Source organism: Mariniradius saccharolyticus AK6 (assembly GCF_000330725.2).
In the GTDB taxonomy this organism is placed as follows: Bacteria; Bacteroidota; Bacteroidia; order Cytophagales; family Cyclobacteriaceae; genus Mariniradius; species Mariniradius saccharolyticus.
The window spans coordinates 156,678-176,048 of sequence record NZ_AMZY02000011.1; the positions used below are offsets into that span (position 1 = coordinate 156,678).

Here is a 19,371-nt window from a genome sequence, read left to right on the forward strand (position 1 = left end):
TAATCGACTTAAAATCTCCCTACCTCAAAAGCCTTCAAATCCAGCGGACTGGCATAGCCCTGGTGCAAGTCTGTAAGGATTTTGCCGGTGGCGGGTGCCATGCTGATACCCATCATGCCGTGACCTGAGCCAATCCACACGTTTTGGTAACCAACAGCTGGACCGATATAGGGTAAGCCATCCGGAGAACATGGCCGCAGTCCTTTCCAAATCTCGGCTTCATTGGGGAATTTGGACTGAAAGCCTGGGTAATATTTATTGATCGATTCAAAAATCCCCCTTACCCGATTCATGTTGATTCGCTCGTCAGTGCCGGCTATCTCCATTGTCCCACCGAATCTTACTTGATGACCATAAGGGCTCACGGCGACTTTTTTCTCCGTCAAAATACTGGCTTGGCGGATTTCGGGTTGGTTGTTTTGCAGAAAACTGTAGCCTTTTCCCCCCATCATCGGCATCGATATCCCGAGCATTCCCGCCAACTCCGCGGACCAAGCACCGCCACAGAGTATGAATTTCTCCCCTTCTATCCTTTCTCCATCAGTGATCAATGCTGTCACCTTGCCTGCTTTAGATTCAAAGCCTTTCACCTTCAAGAGGCTCTTGAATACGACACCCCTTGATTTCAGGTGTTTCTTCAGAAAGCCATACAAAGCCGATGGCGACAAATGCGCATCCCCCGGAAACAATACCGCACCTCGCGCATTCACTTCGAGATTAGGTTCAATCCTTTGGATATCTGCCTTTGTCAAGACTTCCGCCTCCAAGCCATGCTGCCGTGCGAGGTGGGCAAATTCCATCTCTTCCTTCTCCACTTCCGCGGTTTGGTACAGCATCATGAGGCCTTTTTCGAGCATTTGAAGGTCAGTGCCCTGATGGGCATCCCGGAATTGCTGGTAAAGGGACTTGCTCAATAGGCTGAGGTTTTTGAGATAAGGGATGGATTTCTCCACATGGGATCTATTGGCCGAGCGGAAAAAGAGCCAAGACCACTCCAACAACTTCCTGTCAAGCCTAGGATGGATGTAAAAAGGACTCTTGGAAGAAAACATCCAAGCGATCCCTTTGCTAATCATACCGGGCGCCGCCAATGGGATAATATGACTCGGCACAATCATGCCGGCGTTGCCGGTCGAGCAATTTGACTCTAGGTCGCCTTTGTCGACAATAGTGACTTCGGCCCCTTCCTGATTTAGAAAATAAGCGGTAAACAAGCCAATAATGCCTCCGCCGACGATGATGGTTGGTTTCAATGTTTGAATTTGTTGTAGCCCTAAGCGTAATTTTCAGCTGTTTATGGTACCAAGTTATTGGTATTTGCCTAATTTCTCAGAGTCAGGATCAATGGAGTTCAAAAAGGGGCTAATGCTGGAGGGTGCCAATCTATTTCGGTTAAGCTGACCTTTAAGAGGTTGTCTTTCAAAATACGCCAGTGATCTCCGACTACGGATTTACTGGCTTCGGTCACTTGTACAAATAGGGCATTCTTGAATTACCATATTTTCTCCATTTCTGGTAGAAATTTCCTACTTTAACAACACTTTCATCCCTACTCATGTCCCTTTTTCCAAGCAAAGAAAGGCTCGCCCATATTGTCTTTGAGCACAGTGACAAAGCCTCCCGGCGGTTTGACATCACGGTGCTTTGGTTGATTCTTCTGAGTGTTTTGGTCGCGATCCTGGATTCTGAGCCTTGGCTACATGCGCGATACAAGAGGGAGTTCTATTTTTTGGAATGGGCATTCACCATCCTATTTACCATTGAATACATCCTGCGCCTTTACCTAAGCAGCAGAAAACTGGGTTACATCTTTAGCTTCTATGGAATGGTGGACCTCTTGGCCATCCTTCCCACCTATTTGAGTATTTTTCTGGCCAATACCCAGTTCCTCGTAGTCATTCGTGCACTGAGATTGCTTCGGGTGGTTCGGATTCTGAAATTGGGAAGGTATGTCAAGGAAGCAGAAATACTCAAGTCCGCGCTGCGAAAAAGCCGTGCGAAAATCCAGATTTTCATCGGTACCGTATTGACGATTGTACTGATCACAGGCACGTTGATGTTCATTGTAGAAGGGCCTGAAAGTGGGTTTACGAGTATCGGGGTGTCTATGTATTGGGCTATCGTCACCCTGACCACTGTGGGATACGGCGATATCACACCGATTACGCCGATTGGAAAATTCCTTGCCGCAGTGATCATGTTGCTCGGCTATGCCATCATTGCAGTGCCGACAGGAATCATCACCTCGGAACTGACGACGAGCTCCAAGCCAACGCCGGATTCGGGCACGAAGGTCTGCAAAACCTGCAAATCAAGGCATTTGGATGCTGATGCGAACTATTGTAAATACTGCGGAGAGCGGCTGTGACCTATTCCAAAGCCAAAAAAGTCATGCGGTACCTGCCTTCTTTCCCGTAGAGATAGAGCTTATTGCTTTCGATTTGGTAGACCTTAACCGCACTAAGGTATTCCAAGAATGTATTTTCAAAGTGATGCACAGGTAGCGTATTGGCCACATTGCTCGGTATCTCTGTAATGCCTTTGGAATCGATCACCATTGAAATCCCATCTGCATCATCTTCGTAACAACCTTCGATGATTCGGGCTATGGTGCGCGCTTCGAAACTTCGCAAATCCGCGCAATTCCCTGATTCCGAAATTTCCTTTTCAAATTCCAGCGAGATCTTCAGCAAATTGTCAAAATCCTCCCCGTTCAACGCAAAATGTGCTATTCGCGCGCTACAGGTCGTATTTTGATCAAACTCGCCCGTTTGTATATCCTGAAAACCAACGAATTCCCATTTTCGATACAATTCAAAATTCCCCTCTTTGTCAGAAATGTCAAAATCACAAATATGCTTTTGCTTCGGTGGATTTTCCACGATCACTTCTTCGTTAGAAATAGGGATTTCATCCTCCTTGCAGGAAAAAATAATGACACTGAACAACAGAAAAATCAGGCATCTTGACATACACCAAAAATAACGAAAAAGCATCCGCTTTATTGGAGAAAACTAGTGCTTCTTTGAAAATGAAATTAGGAAATCGACAACATTCTACGTCTTCGGCGCGACTATCGATTCTCCTCTCCTTCGATAAATTGCTTTTGGATTTCATCGACTTCCCCAGGTTGGGCGGGCTTTGGCTCTTCTTTAAAAAATCTCCCCTGGAAAATCAAAATGATACTTACCCCCACAAATATCGAGGCATCGGCAATATTGAAAATTGGCCAAAGGGCAGTATAGGAACCTCCCCAAACAGGAATCCAATCGGGAAGATAACCTTCCCAAATATCGATGTAAAACATATCGATCACCTGACCATGAAACCACGGCGTCGGGGCGTTGTAAGGGGCATTGTTAAGGTAAACCCCATAGAAAATACTGTCGATCAAGTTACCGATCGCGCCGCCTAGAATCATTGAAATGCAGATGATGTAACCCACATGCATTTTCCTTTTGACAATAAAATACAAATAATACCCGATACCAAACATGGCGATCAGCCTGAAGGTAGTCAGTATCATTTTGCCATATTCCGATCCTATCTGCATGCCGAAAGCCATCCCCGGATTGGTGGTGTAGTGGAGCTTGAACCATTCTCCAAAGACTTTGATCTGTCCCGGTGTACCAAAATCCATGTTGTAATGGACCAGCATTTTGACGATTTGGTCAAGTATGATGACCGCGAGGGCAATGCCGAAATATTTTAGGTATTTCATGTATTTCTTTTCAAAGCCACAGATTTAAGGAATTTTTTGTAGAATCCTGTCCCCGCAGCGCCTAAATTGATTAATTCACTTTTTCAACATTCACTACCAACTCAAACTCATCCATATCCAAGACGACACCGTCTGCAATCGTCTCAATGATTTCCAAAGACAAAGCCTGGGTCTCGGTTTGGATGTACTTCGCAAAGTTGGTGATCGCCTGCGTCACCAAATCTGAATGTCGGGAAACTTTAATCTGGATTTTGTCTTGTACTTCCAATCCCATGTCTTTGCGCAGGTTTTGTATCCTGTTGACAAGGTCACGGGCGATTCCTTCCTGCTTCAATTCATCCGTAACGGTCACGTCCAAAGCCACGGTGAGTTCCTGGTCGGTGGCCACGGACCAGCCGGGGATATCCTGCGAACTGATCAACACCTCCTCAAGCAGGAGCTCGATGGTTTCGCCCTCAACTTGAACATCTATTTTGCCATTTCGCTCGATTCGGGCAATTTCCTCCTGGCCCCAAGCGTTCACAGCAGCTACCACGAATCGCATCTTTGGTCCTAGTTTTTTGCCCAAAACAGGCAGGTTGGGTTTTACACTTTTTACTAAAATCCCGGAAGCATCGTCCAAATACTCGATTTCCTTGATATTGACCTCTGACTTGATCAGATCTTCTACGTGTTGGATTTGGGCTTTTGTTTTGGAATCCAAAACAGGTACCATGATGCGCTGAAGGGGCTGACGGACTTTGATGCCGATTTTTGGATTTTTCCTCAGCGAGTGAACCAAGGAAGAAATCCGCTGTGCCAAGTCCATGCTTGCTTCCAAATCCGCATTGATCAACGAGGTGTCTGCCTTGGTCCAATTGGTCAAGTGGATTGACTCAGGAAGGTCGGTGCGTGATTTGGTGAGGTTTTGGTACAACCATTCCGCATAGAACGGCGCAAATGAAGACATCAATTGCCCAACGACCATCAGGCACTCGTAAAGCGTTTCATAAGCCGCCTGCTTGTCGGGATTCATATCGCCGCGCCAGAATCGCTTCCTGGCAAGGCGCACATACCAGTTGGACAATTGGTCCACGGTGAAGTTCATGATCGCGCGGGTGGCCTTGGTGGCGTCATAGTTGTCCATGGCGGCCTCCACGTCCAAGATCAGCGATTGTAGTTTGGAAATGATCCATCTGTCCAGCTCCGGCCTTTCGGCTACGGGGATGATATTTCGGGGATCGATTACAAACTCATCCAAGTTGGCATAGAGCGCAAAGAAATTGTAGGTATTCTGCAATGTTCCAAAAAACCTACGCTGCACTTCCGCTACGCCTTCGAGGTTGAATTTGAGGTTGTCCCAAGGGTTGGCATTGCTCAGCATGTACCAACGCAAGGCATCGGGACCGTATTCCTTGAGGGTCTTGAACGGATCCACGGCATTGCCCAAGCGTTTGGACATTTTGTTACCGTTTTTGTCCAACACAAGCCCGTTGGCGACGACATTTTTGAAGGCGACCGAATCAAACAGCATCCCTGCGATCGCGTGAAGCGTGAAGAACCAGCCCCGCGTTTGGTCGACACCCTCGGCGATATAGTCGGCAGGGAAGTTGGCTTGGAATACGTCTTGATTCTCGAACGGATAATGCCACTGCGCGTAGGGCATCGCACCCGAGTCGAACCAAACATCGATCAGGTCAGTCTCCCGGTACATTTTCTGACCTTTGCTCGAAACCAAAATAACTTCATCCACATAAGGTCTGTGCAGATCGATCTCTTTGCCCTCCCAAGGGGATTTTTGCATAAAGCCCTTTTCGATGGCTTTCTTCATTTCCGCCTGCAACTCAGTCACGGAACCAATGCAGATTTCTTCCGTGCCGTCTTCGGTTCTCCAAATCGGGAGCGGCGTACCCCAAAAGCGGGAACGGCTGAGGTTCCAGTCCACCAAGTTTTCCAGCCAGTTGCCAAAGCGACCCGTACCGGTAGCCTCGGGCTTCCAGTTGATCGTTTTGTTCAAGGCAACGAGTTGATCCTTGTAGGCCGTAGTTTTGATAAACCAGCTTTCCAGGGGATAGTACAATACGGGCTTGTCCGTCCGCCAGCAATGCGGATAGCTGTGTTCGTATTTCTCTACCTTGAAGGCTTTGTTTTCGTTTTTGAGGATGATCGAAATGATGATATCGGTGCTCTTATAATCTTTGTCCGACTCATCGTCATCTGTATAGTTTTTTACAAAAAAATCATCTGGTCCATAGCTCTTGTGCGCAGTGATACCATGCTCCTGCATTTTGGCTGCGAGGTATTCACCCACGACGTGGATGAATTTACCGCGTTTATCTACGACAGGGATATCATTTCCAAGCTCGTCCTTTACAAACACCCCGGGAACGTTATTCTGTACCAAAGTTCTGAAGTCATCCGCACCAAATGCTTTCGCCAGGTGAACGATGCCGGTACCATCCTCGGTGGTCACATAATCCCCAGCCACAACCGTAAATGCCGGATGCGGCAATGCCAAAGCGCCTATTGGGAACAACTGCTCGTATTCCCAGCCCAGCATCTGCTTGCCCTTGAACTCCTCCACGATCTCGTAAGGAATCAACTTGTCACCGGGCTTGTAATCGGCTACTGCGATTTCCTTTGCCTTCGGGTTGAAATAAGCAGACAACCTGGCTTTGGCCAAGATGGCGAGCATGGGCTCGAATGTGTACGGATTAAATGTTTTTACTTTGACATAATCGAGGTTTTCACCGATCGCCAAAGCGGAGTTGGAAGGCAAGGTCCAAGGCGTGGTAGTCCAAGCGAGGATGTAGGTATTTTCCTGTCCCTTGAGTCTAAATTGGGCGGTGACGGAAGTATCCTTCACATCCTTGTAAGTGCCGGGTTGGTTGAGCTCATGCGAACTGAGACCTGTACCTGCTGCAGGAGAATAGGGTTGGATGGTGTAACCTTTGTACAAAAGCCCTTTTTCATAAAGCCGCTTCAGCAAATGCCAGAGGCTTTCGATATAGTCCGATTCGAAAGTGATGTAGGGATTGTCCAAGTCAACCCAATAGCCGATTTTCTCAGTCAAGTCATCCCATTCATTTTTGAAGCGCATGACCGTCTCTCGGCATTTTTGGTTGTATTCAGCGATACTGATCTTTTTGCCGATGTCCTCCTTGGTGATGCCCAATTCCTTTTCTACCTGCAATTCGATCGGAAGACCATGGGTATCCCAGCCACCTTTTCGTTTGACTTGGTATCCCTGGAGCGTCTTGTACCGACAGAAAATATCCTTCAGCGTCCGCGCCATCACATGGTGGATACCCGGAGTACCATTGGCGGAAGGTGGTCCTTCAAAAAAAGTGAAAGATGGTGACCCGTTCCGATTCGTAATGGACTTATTGAAAATATCGTTGGATTTCCAGAATTGCAGGATACTCTCCCCGATTTGGGGATAATCGACTTGTTTGAATTCCTGGTACTTTTTCACGGTATACAGCGGTTTTTTTACAGAAATTGCGCAAGGCTGTTGCCAAGCGCAAGATTGGTTAGGTGTTCGCTTGAAGTTTCGGCCAATCAAAACGGCCGTGGCAATTTCCTTCCGAAAAAGGCAAATTTTTGAAAGGCAGGCGCAAAGTTAAAATAAATTGCAGGAATAGAGGCAAATCGCCCGATAATTCGGAATTCGCTTCAATACTGCATTTACCGAAAAGCCCAATCAAAAATTGATTAGATTTAAACCATGCAAAAGACCATCTACGCCCCTGAAACCATACAAGAAATAATCCAAAGAATCGACAAACTGAAGCCGACCGATACCCCCTTCTGGGGACAAATGAATGCCGTGGAAATGCTAACGCACTGCAATATGGCTCATCAATCTATCCTCAAGGCACCACCCTCCGACGAAAAATCCACCCTCAAGCAGTTGGTTTCCAAGTTCATTTTTTTCAGGATAAAGAATGAATTTCCCCGATTCGCCCGAGGGCCAAAGAGGTTTGACATGAAAGGAAAAGTGAATGCCGAGGCCTTTGAGGAAGAAAAGTCAAAATACAAGCATATAATTGGCAAATACGGGAAATTGGAAGGAAAGATCGCCGCGATGCATCCGCGCCTAGGGAGACTCAGCCATGCCGAATGGGGTCGATTTGTCTGGATGCATGCCGACCACCACCTGCGGCAGTTTGGCCTTTGAGCCTTATTTTACCGCGATACAGGAAATCTCCACATTAACGTTTTTGGGGAGCCGGCTTACCTCTACTGTCTCTCGCGCGGGAGGATTGGTTTTGAAATATTGACCATAGGCCTCATTGATCGTGGCAAACTGGTCCATGTTTTTGATGAAAATCGAACACTTCACCACATCACCGAAGCCATAGCCCGCTGCACGCAATACCGCCTCGAGGTTTTTCATCACAGCGTGGGTCTCTTCGGTGATATTCTCAATGATCAACTCGCCCGTTGCTGGATCCAAGGCAATTTGTCCCGATACATAGAGCGTGTTGCCAGCTTTTACTGCTTGGCTGTAAGGTCCGATCGGTGCCGGTGCTTCTTTCGAAAAGATGATTTCCTTCATGATTTTCTATTTTCCCGAAAAATAGGAATCAGAAACCACCTTTGAAAAAAATGCGGTTTTTTTGAAAGTCCAAAGGTGGTAATTTCGACAACCAAACATCAACTTTCAAGTTTTGTCTTCAAAACCCTTCCAAATGACAACGACCGATTTTGAATATACCGAGGACTTTGCCAAGCGCATGGACGATTTGGATCCGTTTCGCCATTTCAGGTCGATGTTTCACTTTCCCTACGTCAATGGAAAAGAGGCCATCTATTTCTGCGGCAACTCGCTCGGATTGCAGCCAAAATCGGTGCGGGAATACTTGGACAGGGAGCTCAAAAACTGGGAATTGATGGCAGTGGATGGCCACTTTCATGGAGAAGATGCTTGGTACCATGTGCGCAAAAAATCCAAGCCTGCACTGGCGGAGATCGTGGGCGCCCACGAGCACGAGGTCGTTGCAATGAACAACCTTAGCTCCAACCTGCATTTCCTGATGGTTTCTTTTTACCGCCCAACAAAGGAAAGGTATAAAATCATCACCGAAGCAGGCGCCTTCCCTTCGGACATGTACATGCTGGAAACCCAAGTCAAATTCCACGGATTTGATCCTGCTGATGCGATCATCGAAGTCGCTCCACGACCGGGTGAATACACGATCCGCACCGAAGACATCCTGGCGGCGATCGAGGACAACCAAGACGAATTGGCACTTGTGATGATGGCTGGTTTGCAATATTACACAGGTCAGGTTTTTGATATGGAGGCAATCACGAAAGCCGGGCATGGCATAGGCGTTCCGGTTGGATTTGATTTGGCCCATGCGGCTGGCAATATCCCACTCCGTCTCCACGACTGGGGCGTGGACTTCGCGGCCTGGTGCAGCTACAAATACCTCAATTCCGGTCCAGGAAACATTTCCGGAATTTTTGTCCACGAACGCCACGCCGACAATACCGAGTTGCCCAGATTCGGGGGCTGGTGGGGACATGATGAGGCAATCCGGTTCAAGATGGAAAAAGGTTTTGAACCGATGTACGGGGCCGACGGATGGCAGCTTGCCAATTCCAACGTGTTGGCCTTGGCCGTTCATCAGGCCTCATTGGATATCTTTCAAGAGGCTGGTATGGAAAGACTTAGGACAAAAAGTGAACTATTGACGGGGTATTTGGAGTTTTTGATCCGCAAAGTGGGCTTTGCGAATGGCGTATTGGAAATAATTACCCCAAATAATCCAAAGGAAAGAGGTTGTCAGTTATCTTTGCTGGTTCACAAGGGTGGAAAATTGGTTTTTGACCACCTTTATGCCAACGGCGTAGTGGGTGATTGGCGTCACCCCAACGTAATTAGAGTAGCACCCACACCCCTTTACAATAGCTTCACGGATGTATTTCGATTTGCAAAGATCCTTGAACATTCCCTACAAAAATTCGCTTAATGCTTAGGCGATAGCTCTCAAACCATGAAAAAAAACGAAATCAGCATCTTGGGTTCTGGACTTATAGGTTCCCTGATGTCCATATACTTGAAGAAAAGAGGACTTGATGTCCAAGTCTACGAAAAACGGGCCGACAATCGGAAGGTCGAATACAAAGAGGAAGGACGATCCATCAACATGGCGCTCAGCGACCGGGGTTGGAAAGCACTCGACAAGGCAGGTCTGCGCGACAAAGTACTGCCACTCACCATACCGATGTATGGAAGGAAAATCCACGACGAGCATGGTAAGACGACTTTTATTCCCTATGGGAAAGAGGGCCAGGCTATCTATTCCATTTCAAGGGGAAGATTCAACCAACTACTTGTAGAGGAAGCGGAAAAACTGGGCGTCGAAGTCCACTTTGACCACCGGGTGGATGAAATAGACTTGAGGACTAATGAGATTTTGGTCACCAATCCCGAAGGCATCCAGGAAAAAATACCTTCCAATGTGATCATTGGTGCGGATGGCGCCTATTCCGCTTTACGAAACGCAATGCTGAAGCAGGTTCGATTTGACTACAAGCAAGAATATATTTCTCATGGCTACAAGGAATTGACGATTCCGGCTACCGAAGCAGGGGAATTTGCGATGGACCCGAATGCGCTGCATATATGGCCTAGGGGAAGCTTTATGCTGATTGCCCTGCCCAATCCTGACAAGTCATTTACGTGTACGCTTTTTCTTCCCTTCGACGGTGAACGGGTCTGCTTCGAGAATATCCGGGACGAAAAAGACCTCGTCGGAATGTTTCAGACCTACTTCGACGATGCGTTCCAACTGATGCCTGATTTGGTGGGGGAATATTTTCGTAACCACACCTCAGCCCTCATCAACATCGAATGCTATCCTTGGATGCTCAAAAACGCCATCCTCATTGGAGATTCATCCCACGCGATGGTACCGTTCTACGGTCAAGGAATGAACTGCGGCTTTGAGGATTGCTATGTCTTGGACGGCTTGATCGAGAAACTGGGAACGAATGTCTGGGAATTGATTTTTGCAAAATTCCAAAAAATGCGTAAGCCAAATACTGACGCCATCTCCCAACTCGCGATGGAAAACTTCGAAGAGATGCGCAACGAGGTAGCCGATCCGAAATTCCTCATCAGAAAAAAAATCGAAACGAAACTGCACGAGCTGTACCCAAAAGACTGGATTCCACTTTACACGATGGTTACATTCTCGGATATTCCCTATTCCGAGGCGTATGCGCAAGGGAAATTGCAGAAAAAAATCATGGACAAAGTCATGTCCAATCCATTGATTACCCAAAACTGGAACAAACTCGATTACGAGGACATTGTCAACCAAATGGATAAAGCGAAAGCCTTTTAACTAAAAGCCCGATACTACAAAACCTATCGGGCTTTTTTATTTTATTTCTCCCAGCCACCTAGTCGAACAAACGATCACTTTTTATTCTCGCTACCAAAGAAATAAAAGCTACAAAACGTGTTCCCAACAAAATTGAACAACTCCTGTTAAAATATAATTTTCCCAATATCAAACTTGCTTATTCAGACCGAATACCTTTCTCCCAAAGGGCAGCGTGAACTTTTACTTCTGGATTTGCCAAATTTTATTTTAAACCACCCAAGTTGGATAGCTGAAAACGGAGAAAGTTTAAGCTTAAAAATGGTTTGGAAGTGGGTGAAAACCGCTCCAAATGAGGCATATACAAGGATTGGAAAAAGCAAGCATTATTTATCCACATTTATCCACATTTATCCACATAGGACAAATTCAAGCATATATCTATCTGATTTTCAATGTTTTAACTTTTATCAAAAAAAGCCAAATTGTGGATAATACGCTGCAAATCAGCAAATTGGAATTATCCAGCTAGAAAAAGAAAGTGGATAAATCGGAAAATTGGAATAAAATTTTGTGCCGCAAATCCTCGGAAATTACAAAGCGAATGCCGGTTGCCATGAAAAAAATAATTTGTCCCACAGGCTATACGCTCATTCCCAACAAATGGCTTTTTTACATCTCTATTGAAAGGCTTGGTCAAGACCCAACACCATAATTTGGATTTTTCAGATAAACAGTTGTGACAAACAAATAATCAGATCGGTGATTTGTATTTACTGTTTTTTGGCTTTTGTACCTATTTTTTTGTTTCGATCATCTCCTGGCCTATACCGGTTCTTTTTCTTTAGCTCTAATCTTCAAGCAAGTCTCTGTCTAATGCAAGCAACGCACCAAGTATCATGTTTGCGGCATTGACAAAAAACTCCGGCTGAATCCGATCAAAAGTATCTGTTGTTTTGTGGTAATCCTCATGGTCCTCCACTCCAAAATAAATGAAAGGAATCTTGTTGCGATGGAAGGGCGCATGGTCCGAGGAATACGTCCAATCGCCTCTTTCACCGGGAACATCATGACCAAACCTTAACCTGGGTTCGCGCCCTTTTGCTACTTCTTCCAAAATTGGCTTTAGACTAGGATAGTGATGGGTCCCGACCGCATATAGCTCGCCGTCCTTGTTTCGGCTAATCATGTCCATATTGACATTGAGCACGATTTGCGGAAGAGGAAAAGGAAAGTCCTCAACAAAGGCCCTTGCTCCCTGGATTCCCAATTCCTCGGCATCCAAGGCCGCAAACAACATCGAATGCTGCGGCCGGTTTTTTGAAAAATATTCGGCAAAAGCCATCAAGGCCGCGACACCTGAAGCGTTATCGTCAGCACCGTAAAAGATCTGGTCACCGTTTTTTCCGATATGGTCATAGTGCGCCGTTACCACAATTATCTTGTCTGTTTCCTCGCCCGCGACGAAGCTGACCACATTTGCGGCTCGTTCATAACTTTTTCCACTTCGTTGATCGGTAAAATCAAAAAACTGAAGGTAGTCCTTGTATTGGGTAGCTAATCCAAGCTCTCGGAAGCGATCTTGAATATATTTCCGCGCCTTGAGTCCACCAGATTCGAGTGTTTTTCTCCCTTCCATTTCCTTGGAGGAAAGGGTCTCTATATCCTTTAGCAATTTTTGGGAATCGATTTGTTGGGAGACTGCATTCGAGAGTTGAAAAAATAAAACAAAGACAAGGCCGTAGATTAATCGATGCATATTACTTTGGAAATTGGTACGTTAATTATATTCGTAAAATTAACAAGATAACTGCCCCGATTCACCTACCCCATGAAATATCTTCCAGCAGGCCTGTTTTGGGTACTTTTTTCACTTTCATCACTTGCACAGGGTTCACTTCCGGAAAGTTTCCTGGACGGCAAATCAGTTGTGTTGATTTCGAATGCCCCGCAAGCCAGACCGGCATTTTTTTGGACCCAATTGGCGGACGAAATCCACAAAGGCCTGGTGGCTGCCGGCGGCGATCCAGTGGCTTATTATGAGTTGGAGGATGTGGCGATTTCATCGGAAACACAAGCGGGTTTTGCTACCCAATTTGCAAAACGCAGAGTCAGCAGCATAGTCGTATTGACTCGGAAGGCAAACGGTACCGTTGAATTGAACATTGGCCCCTTTACCAACAATGCGAATATCATTCCTACAAGTGGCCTTTGGAAATTGGAATCTGCTGATATCGGCAGAATGAATGAATCCTTGGAAGCGATCGGCAAAACCCAAAGCAGCAAAAACTACCTAGTAATTGAGGTACCAGAGTACCCCGCAGGAGCAAGTGCTAGCGTCACGTCAAGACGCTTTTTCAACAGAAATCCACTGAATCTTGATGTATTCAAGCTGGGTATTCCGCTTTCCGGATCCTCAGGTGAAAGCGGTTTTCTAGGAACGTTTCGCTACGATCTGCTTGGTAAAAGCCCGGAAACAATCGCTGCTGAACAGAATGCCGAAAAATCAGGCCTGGAAGCGATATTCAAAGAACTCTATCCACACCAGTATGAGTTTCTCACGACAGCCAAAAGCGACGCAGAGCTGATTCGAGAACGGGTACAGTTTGTATTGGTCAAGGTGGAGGCACGAGAGGGAGACCTAAAAAGCAATATGGGACTTGAAACATCCGGGACAGATGAAAATCGGATCGTCGTCAAATACTATATCCGGTTTCTGGTAAGGGATGAGCTGTATATCGGACCAGTTTGGGATGCAGATCCTGATTGGGAAATCGCTTTGAGAAATTTTCTCACAAACCTCCAAAAATGATCAGAGCCCTCAAGGGGCTCTTTAAAAATCGGTTTGTAAAATGGGGTGACCAAACACTCTCCGCTGCACTTCTATCGATCAATTCTTCTTTTTGGACTCCGAATCCGCACTTCTTTCTATCAAAGCTATTTTTGAGAACGCTTTCAGAGAAGATCATTCAATGACAAAACGCCTCAATTGTCTTTTTGTTTTACGCTCACACTTACCAAACCCTCAATGAGAGGCTATAATCTGGCAAATTATCGTGTGAACCAAGAAACCCATTCAACACTGATTTGGCAAAACGTGGCGCAAAATTAGCGGCTTACTTTGATATAACCAATTGATTTTCTCTATGATAGACAAAACAATCAGTATAAGTCAGGCTTAATAAAAGGCACTAAAGCAAGTAGTACCGCCTGCTGGTAATAGTTTTTGCGATCAAGAACGCCGTTAGTCAAGATCCCAACAGCACCGTCCTGTTCCTTTGAGTTTTCCCTTTCGAAGAAGTGATCATCAGCCTTTCCCAACTCCATTCCAGATTTTACCAGTTTTGCTATTTGTTTTGGTAAAAAGAAAACTGATGTCTTGGCTCTTCCAATCCTTCCGTTTTTATCAATGACAACCACCCATGCAAAGGCGAGCATCTCTCCCTGAAAATCATCCACGCCCCCTTCGATGCCTACCCAAAAATCCGCCTCAGGAAACACGACCTTGGAGTTCTGCGCCCTGTTCAGAGCCCCCTGATACGTTTGTGCATCACCGACAGGCTGGGCAGCGACACCGGACCCTACATTGAGCCCCTCCACGAGATACGAGCTGTCAAATGCCTGGTGGAAGCCCGCTTCGGTACAACTGATTTTTACCGGATTTCTACTCCCGACAATGACTAGATTTTGGCGCTGCTGCTCCTGGATATTTTTTCTTTTTGGAAAAGCCATGAAAAAGGTCTTTATGATAGTTAAAGTAGCTCAATAAACATCGTCCGCGATCAGGCGACGTTGGTGAAAACCTGGTTGACGTCATCATCCTCTTCCAATCGCTCGATCATTTTATTGATTTCTTCCTCCTGTTCCTCAGTCAGTTCGACAGTAGTACTCGGAAACCACTGGAAGTCGGCGTTGATGATCTCGATATGGCGGTCTTCCAGGACCTTTTGCATTTTGCCAAAATCCTCAAACGCAGTATATACAAAAATCTCTCCTTCATTTTCGGCGATCTCTTCCAATCCATAATCTATCAGCTCCAATTCCAACTCCTCAATATCGAGACTGTGCTGCGCAAAACGGAAAACAGCCTTTTTGGTAAACATGAAGCTCACCGATCCTGAAGTACCCAAGGAACCCCCGGATTTGGTGAAATAGTGACGGATATTGGCAACAGTACGGTTGATGTTGTCAGTTGAAGTCTCCACGATCACCGCCACCCCGTAAGGACCATAACCCTCGTATACGATTTCCTCATAATTTTTTTCATCCTTGTTGGACGCCCTTTTGATCGCCGCTTCGATTCTGTCCTTGGGCATCGCTGCACCTTTGGCATTTTGGATGACTGTTCTCAGTTTGCTGTTTTTGGAAGGGTCCGGGCCTCCGGCTTTGACAGCCATGACGATTTCCTTGCCAAGACGCGTAAACACCTTGGACATCTTACTCCAACGCTTAAACTTTCTTTCTTTCCGAAATTCAAATGCTCTGCCCATTTTCGATCAATTTGCTAAAAGGTGGGTAAAATTATAAATCTTTTGGTATGCAAACCAAACCTAAAAACCCAATCAAAGTTCTTTTGACCACCGTTTCTCTTAATTATATTTGATAGATTTACCCAATTTTAAATTTTCTTTCTTTTTGGTATGAGCAATCAAGAGTTACTCCCCATCCCCAATATTCCGGACGCAAAGTACAAGAGGATCGTAATTGTGGGAGCTGGCTTTGCAGGCTTAATGCTCGCGCAAAAACTTTCCAACAAGGCCTATCAAGTAGTGTTGCTCGACAAAAACAATTACCATATGTTCCAGCCCCTACTATACCAAGTAGCCACGGCCGCACTTTCTCCCTCGGCGGTATCCTTTCCGCTCCGTAGACTTTTTCACAAGACAGACAACGTAATATTTAGAATGGCAGTGGTCCGGGAAATCGACAAGTCCGCCAAGACTATCCTTACCAATCTAGGCACTTTGACCTACGATATGCTGGTTTTGTCCCAAGGTGCAAACACCAACTACTTCGGAAACCAGAATATCAAGAAATTCTGCGCACCGATGAAGACCACGTCCGAGGCGCTCTATATCCGCAATAAAATCATTTCCAATTATGAACGGGCAGTGAACATTGCCAATCCTGGTGAAAGGAAGCCCATCATGAACGTAGTGATAGTTGGTGGGGGTGCCACAGGGGTAGAACTGGCAGGTTCGATCGCCGAATTGCGCAACAACGTGCTGCCAAAGGATTATCCCCAACTCAGCTTTGAGAATATGCGCGTGATCCTGATCGAAGCGTCCGGGTCCCTTCTCAACGGCTTGACCCAAAAATCCCGGGAAAAGGCCTTGGAGTATTTGCAGAAGCTTGGCGTGGAAGTCATGCTCAACACGATGGTGGAGGACTATGACGGTTTTGTGGTGAAGCTCAAAGAGAAGGATCCGATCGAGACCTTAACTCTGCTGTGGGCCGCAGGTATCAAAGCTAATTCACTTATTGGTGTCGAAGAAGACCAAATGGCGCCAAATGGTCGCTTATTGGTTGATGAGTTCAACTGTCTGAAAGGCGAAAAAGACATCTATGTCCTCGGCGACCAATGTCTGCAAGTGGAGGAAAAATTCCCGAAAGGTCACCCCCAAGTCGCACAAGTTGCCATCCAACAATCAAAAAATCTCGCTAAAAACCTATTGGGCGACTTGAAGCAAAAACCGTGGAAACCATTCAGATACAATGATCTTGGATCTATGGCGACAGTAGGGAAGAAGATGGCCGTGGTGGATTTGCCTTTTGTGAGCTTCCAAGGATTTTTTGCCTGGTTTGTATGGCTGTTTGTCCATCTGATGGCGATTTTGGGAGTCAAAAACAAACTGATGGTTTTCATAACCTGGGCATGGAAATACCTCTCATTTGACCCAAGCCTACGGCTGCTGATTAGGCCACGGTACGTGAAGGATTTCAAGCGGCAATGGATGTTGGAGGAGAAGGACTACGAAGATTGAATTTTCCCAGCCCGATTGATAATCTGTGCCAGATAGGACTCGGGAATTCCGTTCTCTTTTCCACCTTTGACAATCAATTTCCAATAGTCCTCGGCGGGGAAAATGCCTGACTGAACCAAATCGGATTGAAAAGTGAAGGCTTGAATTTTTCCATTTTTTGTCAAAATCTCCTTTTCCACAAAATCATATCCCGGCTCGGATTTCAAAAAATATTGTCGATCGTTAGCATCAATCCAGTACACCAAACCATAGACGGTTTCATTGGGACTTTCCATGATATTGGCCCTTGCGGAACGGTCTGGATTAAGAACGTTGAACCTAAAGCCATGATGTGGCAGAATACCGACGCCCACAAACCGCGGCGATGTCTGCAACCTTCCTTCCAAAGTACCCCGATCAAGATTGCTGGCATATCCAAAGTAGTAAAATCCCTCCATGCCCTGAATTTAAGGTTAATTAACATTGCTTCCTCATCTGTCGATTAAACTTCGGGTAATTCCGCTGGGTCTAAAGATCAAATTCAATCCCAAAGCGAAGAAAGATTCCGGATGATTTCCGAGCGACGGGATTTTCAAACCAAATCATAGAAATCATGAAAAAGCTATTATTGATTGCCATGTTGTTTTCCATCGGGTTTGCCGCCATGGCACAAAAAGGTGGACAAAGGGGAAGTGCCACACCAGAGGAAAGGGCCGAAAGAGTAACCAACAAGATGGCCGAGGAACTCTCCCTCTCCGAAGACCAAAAGAAAAAGGTCTATCAAATCAACTTGGATCACGCCAAAAAAAGGCAAGCCGAAATGGAAGCGAGGAGGGCTGCCATGGAAGCCGACATGAAGGCGCAAAACCAAGAGATCGAAGCTTTACTCTCTGAGGAGCAGAAAGCCAAATGGGCTGAAATGAAGGCTGAAGGAAAAATGAGAATGGAAGAAGAAGGCCGCGGCAGGCGGGGCGGACCGCGTAGAGGCCACCGTAGCGGCGGTTCCACGAACTAATCCGACAGGGAAAATGCAGCGGTTGGGGTCGCCCAACCGCTGTTTTTTTTAGGCTTGTTGCGATTCCTCTATAATCGTGTCACCATAGAGCCACCCGAACTTCCGCATTTCGAGGTAGTTCATCTTATCTCCCAAGTGCAACCGCTTCACAAAGTCGTTGAGTACACTGCAGAAGACAGGATAGGTATCCACTTTATTCGGATCGTAGTCAAGCTTCAGGTTGCGGATATATTTTTCATAGATATCCAAATGCTGTCTAGAGAAAATCGGGTACAACTTTGGAAAGTGATAATTGCAATAAAGTGACGCAAATTCCAAAAACGGAGGGTTGTTGCCAACTTTTGCAATATCATCGACCAAGCTGAGATCGCCCTTTGCAAGAGGTTCATCAATATTGAGTTTGAGGATATGATCCGAAACTTCCTTGACGCCGCTATAGCGCCTGACATCTCCATCATTGATGGCTGATACTTTGGTGATGATGTCTTCAATATTGTTGTTTTTGGGAATGTCCTGGAAGAGTTCCCAATTCCGAACATCATTCTCAAAATACATCTTCTCGTCCTGAAATATTCCCCAGTATTTTTTGAGTACTTCTTCAAACTTGCTCATGGCCTTTTTGGATTTAGTATCTTAAAGTTAGGGTTATAAATGGGCAAAAAGAATGATTTTTACCACAATAAGTGCCCAGAAAAACAAAAAAATCTAATTCTTTTTCCCAACTAGCCGGATTACAGCGGCTGTGCCTACGTGGAACAATCCTTCGTTCAATTCGACTTCTTTTTCCTCCAAAACGCTAATCCCCAGTCCTGCAAAATCGTCTTGAAGTTCATCGATAGAAAACAACATAGTAGGATCTTTTGGCCCACCAACCCGCTCGTTTTGGCTGTTCCAGCGAATATGTTCCTTACTGAAGCCCTCTAAGATGAGGGTTCCGCCGGGCTTCAAACTCTGAAGGAGACGTCGATGGAATAGCCTTCTTTTATCAGCAGGAAAATGTACAAACACCAATGAAACAGCATCATAAGCTGACGCAGGTAGATCGATGTGCTCAAATTCACCAACTTGATAGTCAATCGACACACCAAATCTTTCTGCCAACCTAATCGCTTTATTTTTTGCCTCTTCGCTCCAGTCAAAAGCATTGACCTGCCAGCCCAATTTGGCAGCATAGACAGCGTTTCGTCCTTCGCCCTCTCCTGGAAACAAAATCCTTCCTGGCGGCAATTGTGCGAGTTGCTCCTTCAGGAATTCATTGGGCTCAATGCCATAGGCAAATTCCTTCTCCCGGTAACGCTGGTTCCAAAATTCCTTCATCCTATATCGAAATTGGAACAAAACATCAATGATACA

The 19,371-nt window shown here is 45.9% G+C and carries 18 protein-coding genes; 7 read left to right on the forward strand and 11 right to left on the reverse strand.

Annotated elements, in window-relative coordinates; all coding sequences use genetic code 11:
• Positions 1 to 8: 8 nt before the first annotated feature.
• Positions 9 to 1,253 carry an NAD(P)/FAD-dependent oxidoreductase gene (locus tag C943_RS12115; RefSeq protein WP_008628107.1) on the reverse strand — a complete coding sequence of 415 codons (1,245 nt, stop codon included), beginning with the start codon at positions 1,251 to 1,253 and terminating at the stop codon, positions 9 to 11.
• Between the two features lie 302 nt (positions 1,254 to 1,555).
• Between C943_RS12115 and C943_RS12120 the strand changes: the two genes are divergently transcribed.
• Positions 1,556 to 2,368: an ion transporter gene (locus C943_RS12120; protein ID WP_008628109.1), complete on the forward strand. Its 813-nt coding sequence runs from the start codon at positions 1,556 to 1,558 to the stop codon at positions 2,366 to 2,368.
• Position 2,369: 1 nt separating this feature from the next.
• Here the strand turns inward: C943_RS12120 and C943_RS12125 are convergent, their stop codons facing one another.
• The 3 genes from C943_RS12125 to ileS all read right to left on the reverse strand — a co-directional run bounded on the left by C943_RS12125 (position 2,370) and on the right by ileS (position 7,175).
• Positions 2,370 to 2,972, reverse strand: a complete 603-nt coding sequence (locus C943_RS12125; protein WP_040480496.1) for a hypothetical protein — start codon at positions 2,970 to 2,972, stop codon at positions 2,370 to 2,372.
• A gap of 101 nt (positions 2,973 to 3,073) precedes the next feature.
• Positions 3,074 to 3,721 carry a lipoprotein signal peptidase gene (locus tag C943_RS12130; protein ID WP_008628114.1) on the reverse strand — a complete coding sequence of 216 codons (648 nt, stop codon included), beginning with the start codon at positions 3,719 to 3,721 and terminating at the stop codon, positions 3,074 to 3,076.
• 70 nt (positions 3,722 to 3,791) lie between these two features.
• Positions 3,792 to 7,175: an isoleucine--tRNA ligase gene (ileS, locus tag C943_RS12135; RefSeq protein ID WP_008628115.1), complete on the reverse strand. Its 3,384-nt coding sequence runs from the start codon at positions 7,173 to 7,175 to the stop codon at positions 3,792 to 3,794.
• A gap of 252 nt (positions 7,176 to 7,427) precedes the next feature.
• Here ileS and C943_RS12140 point away from each other — a divergent pair, with 252 nt between their 5' ends.
• On the forward strand, positions 7,428 to 7,880 hold the full coding sequence (locus C943_RS12140) for a DUF1569 domain-containing protein (protein WP_040480497.1): 453 nt from the start codon (positions 7,428 to 7,430) through the stop codon (positions 7,878 to 7,880).
• 3 nt (positions 7,881 to 7,883) lie between these two features.
• On the opposite strand, the gene C943_RS12145 is transcribed toward C943_RS12140, so the two are convergent.
• Complete coding sequence (locus C943_RS12145; protein ID WP_040480499.1) at positions 7,884 to 8,264, reverse strand: RidA family protein; 381 nt, start codon at positions 8,262 to 8,264, stop codon at positions 7,884 to 7,886.
• Between the two features lie 130 nt (positions 8,265 to 8,394).
• Here C943_RS12145 and kynU point away from each other — a divergent pair, with 130 nt between their 5' ends.
• Together kynU and C943_RS12155 are read left to right on the forward strand one after the other, a co-directional pair.
• Positions 8,395 to 9,681, forward strand: a complete 1,287-nt coding sequence (kynU, locus tag C943_RS12150; RefSeq protein WP_008628123.1) for a kynureninase — start codon at positions 8,395 to 8,397, stop codon at positions 9,679 to 9,681.
• Positions 9,682 to 9,705: 24 nt separating this feature from the next.
• Entirely contained in the window at positions 9,706 to 11,061 is a 1,356-nt protein-coding gene (locus C943_RS12155) for an FAD-dependent oxidoreductase (RefSeq protein ID WP_008628124.1), read from the forward strand.
• 829 nt (positions 11,062 to 11,890) lie between these two features.
• Here C943_RS12155 and C943_RS12165 read toward each other — a convergent pair.
• On the reverse strand, positions 11,891 to 12,799 hold the full coding sequence (locus tag C943_RS12165; RefSeq protein ID WP_008628129.1) for a M28 family peptidase: 909 nt from the start codon (positions 12,797 to 12,799) through the stop codon (positions 11,891 to 11,893).
• A gap of 72 nt (positions 12,800 to 12,871) precedes the next feature.
• On the opposite strand from C943_RS12165, the gene C943_RS12170 reads away from it, so the two are divergent.
• Positions 12,872 to 13,852 carry a hypothetical protein gene (locus tag C943_RS12170; protein ID WP_008628130.1) on the forward strand — a complete coding sequence of 327 codons (981 nt, stop codon included), beginning with the start codon at positions 12,872 to 12,874 and terminating at the stop codon, positions 13,850 to 13,852.
• A gap of 350 nt (positions 13,853 to 14,202) precedes the next feature.
• Here the strand turns inward: C943_RS12170 and yjjX are convergent, their stop codons facing one another.
• Both yjjX and C943_RS12180 read right to left on the reverse strand, forming a co-directional pair.
• On the reverse strand, positions 14,203 to 14,772 hold the full coding sequence (yjjX, locus tag C943_RS12175) for an inosine/xanthosine triphosphatase (RefSeq protein ID WP_008628146.1): 570 nt from the start codon (positions 14,770 to 14,772) through the stop codon (positions 14,203 to 14,205).
• Between the two features lie 50 nt (positions 14,773 to 14,822).
• The gene (locus tag C943_RS12180; protein WP_008628148.1) at positions 14,823 to 15,530 is read right to left on the reverse strand and encodes a YebC/PmpR family DNA-binding transcriptional regulator; all 708 of its coding nucleotides are present in this window, start codon (positions 15,528 to 15,530) and stop codon (positions 14,823 to 14,825) included.
• 150 nt (positions 15,531 to 15,680) lie between these two features.
• On the opposite strand from C943_RS12180, the gene C943_RS12185 reads away from it, so the two are divergent.
• On the forward strand, positions 15,681 to 17,024 hold the full coding sequence (locus C943_RS12185; RefSeq protein ID WP_040480502.1) for an NAD(P)/FAD-dependent oxidoreductase: 1,344 nt from the start codon (positions 15,681 to 15,683) through the stop codon (positions 17,022 to 17,024).
• Here C943_RS12185 and C943_RS12190 read toward each other — a convergent pair.
• Positions 17,012 to 17,461, reverse strand: coding sequence for a gamma-glutamylcyclotransferase (locus tag C943_RS12190; RefSeq protein WP_008628154.1), 450 nt, complete (start codon positions 17,459 to 17,461; stop codon positions 17,012 to 17,014). The two genes, C943_RS12185 and C943_RS12190, sit on opposite strands and share 13 nt — an antisense overlap.
• 155 nt (positions 17,462 to 17,616) lie before the next feature.
• Between C943_RS12190 and C943_RS12195 the strand changes: the two genes are divergently transcribed.
• On the forward strand, positions 17,617 to 18,018 hold the full coding sequence (locus C943_RS12195) for a DUF4890 domain-containing protein (RefSeq protein ID WP_008628157.1): 402 nt from the start codon (positions 17,617 to 17,619) through the stop codon (positions 18,016 to 18,018).
• A 48-nt stretch (positions 18,019 to 18,066) separates the two neighbouring features.
• Here the strand turns inward: C943_RS12195 and C943_RS21465 are convergent, their stop codons facing one another.
• Both C943_RS21465 and C943_RS12205 read right to left on the reverse strand, forming a co-directional pair.
• Positions 18,067 to 18,630 (reverse strand): hypothetical protein, encoded by a 564-nt coding sequence (locus C943_RS21465; RefSeq protein WP_008628158.1) that lies wholly within the window; start codon positions 18,628 to 18,630, stop codon positions 18,067 to 18,069.
• 93 nt (positions 18,631 to 18,723) lie between these two features.
• Positions 18,724 to 19,335 carry a class I SAM-dependent methyltransferase gene (locus tag C943_RS12205; RefSeq protein ID WP_008628159.1) on the reverse strand — a complete coding sequence of 204 codons (612 nt, stop codon included), beginning with the start codon at positions 19,333 to 19,335 and terminating at the stop codon, positions 18,724 to 18,726.
• Positions 19,336 to 19,371 lie beyond the last annotated feature (36 nt).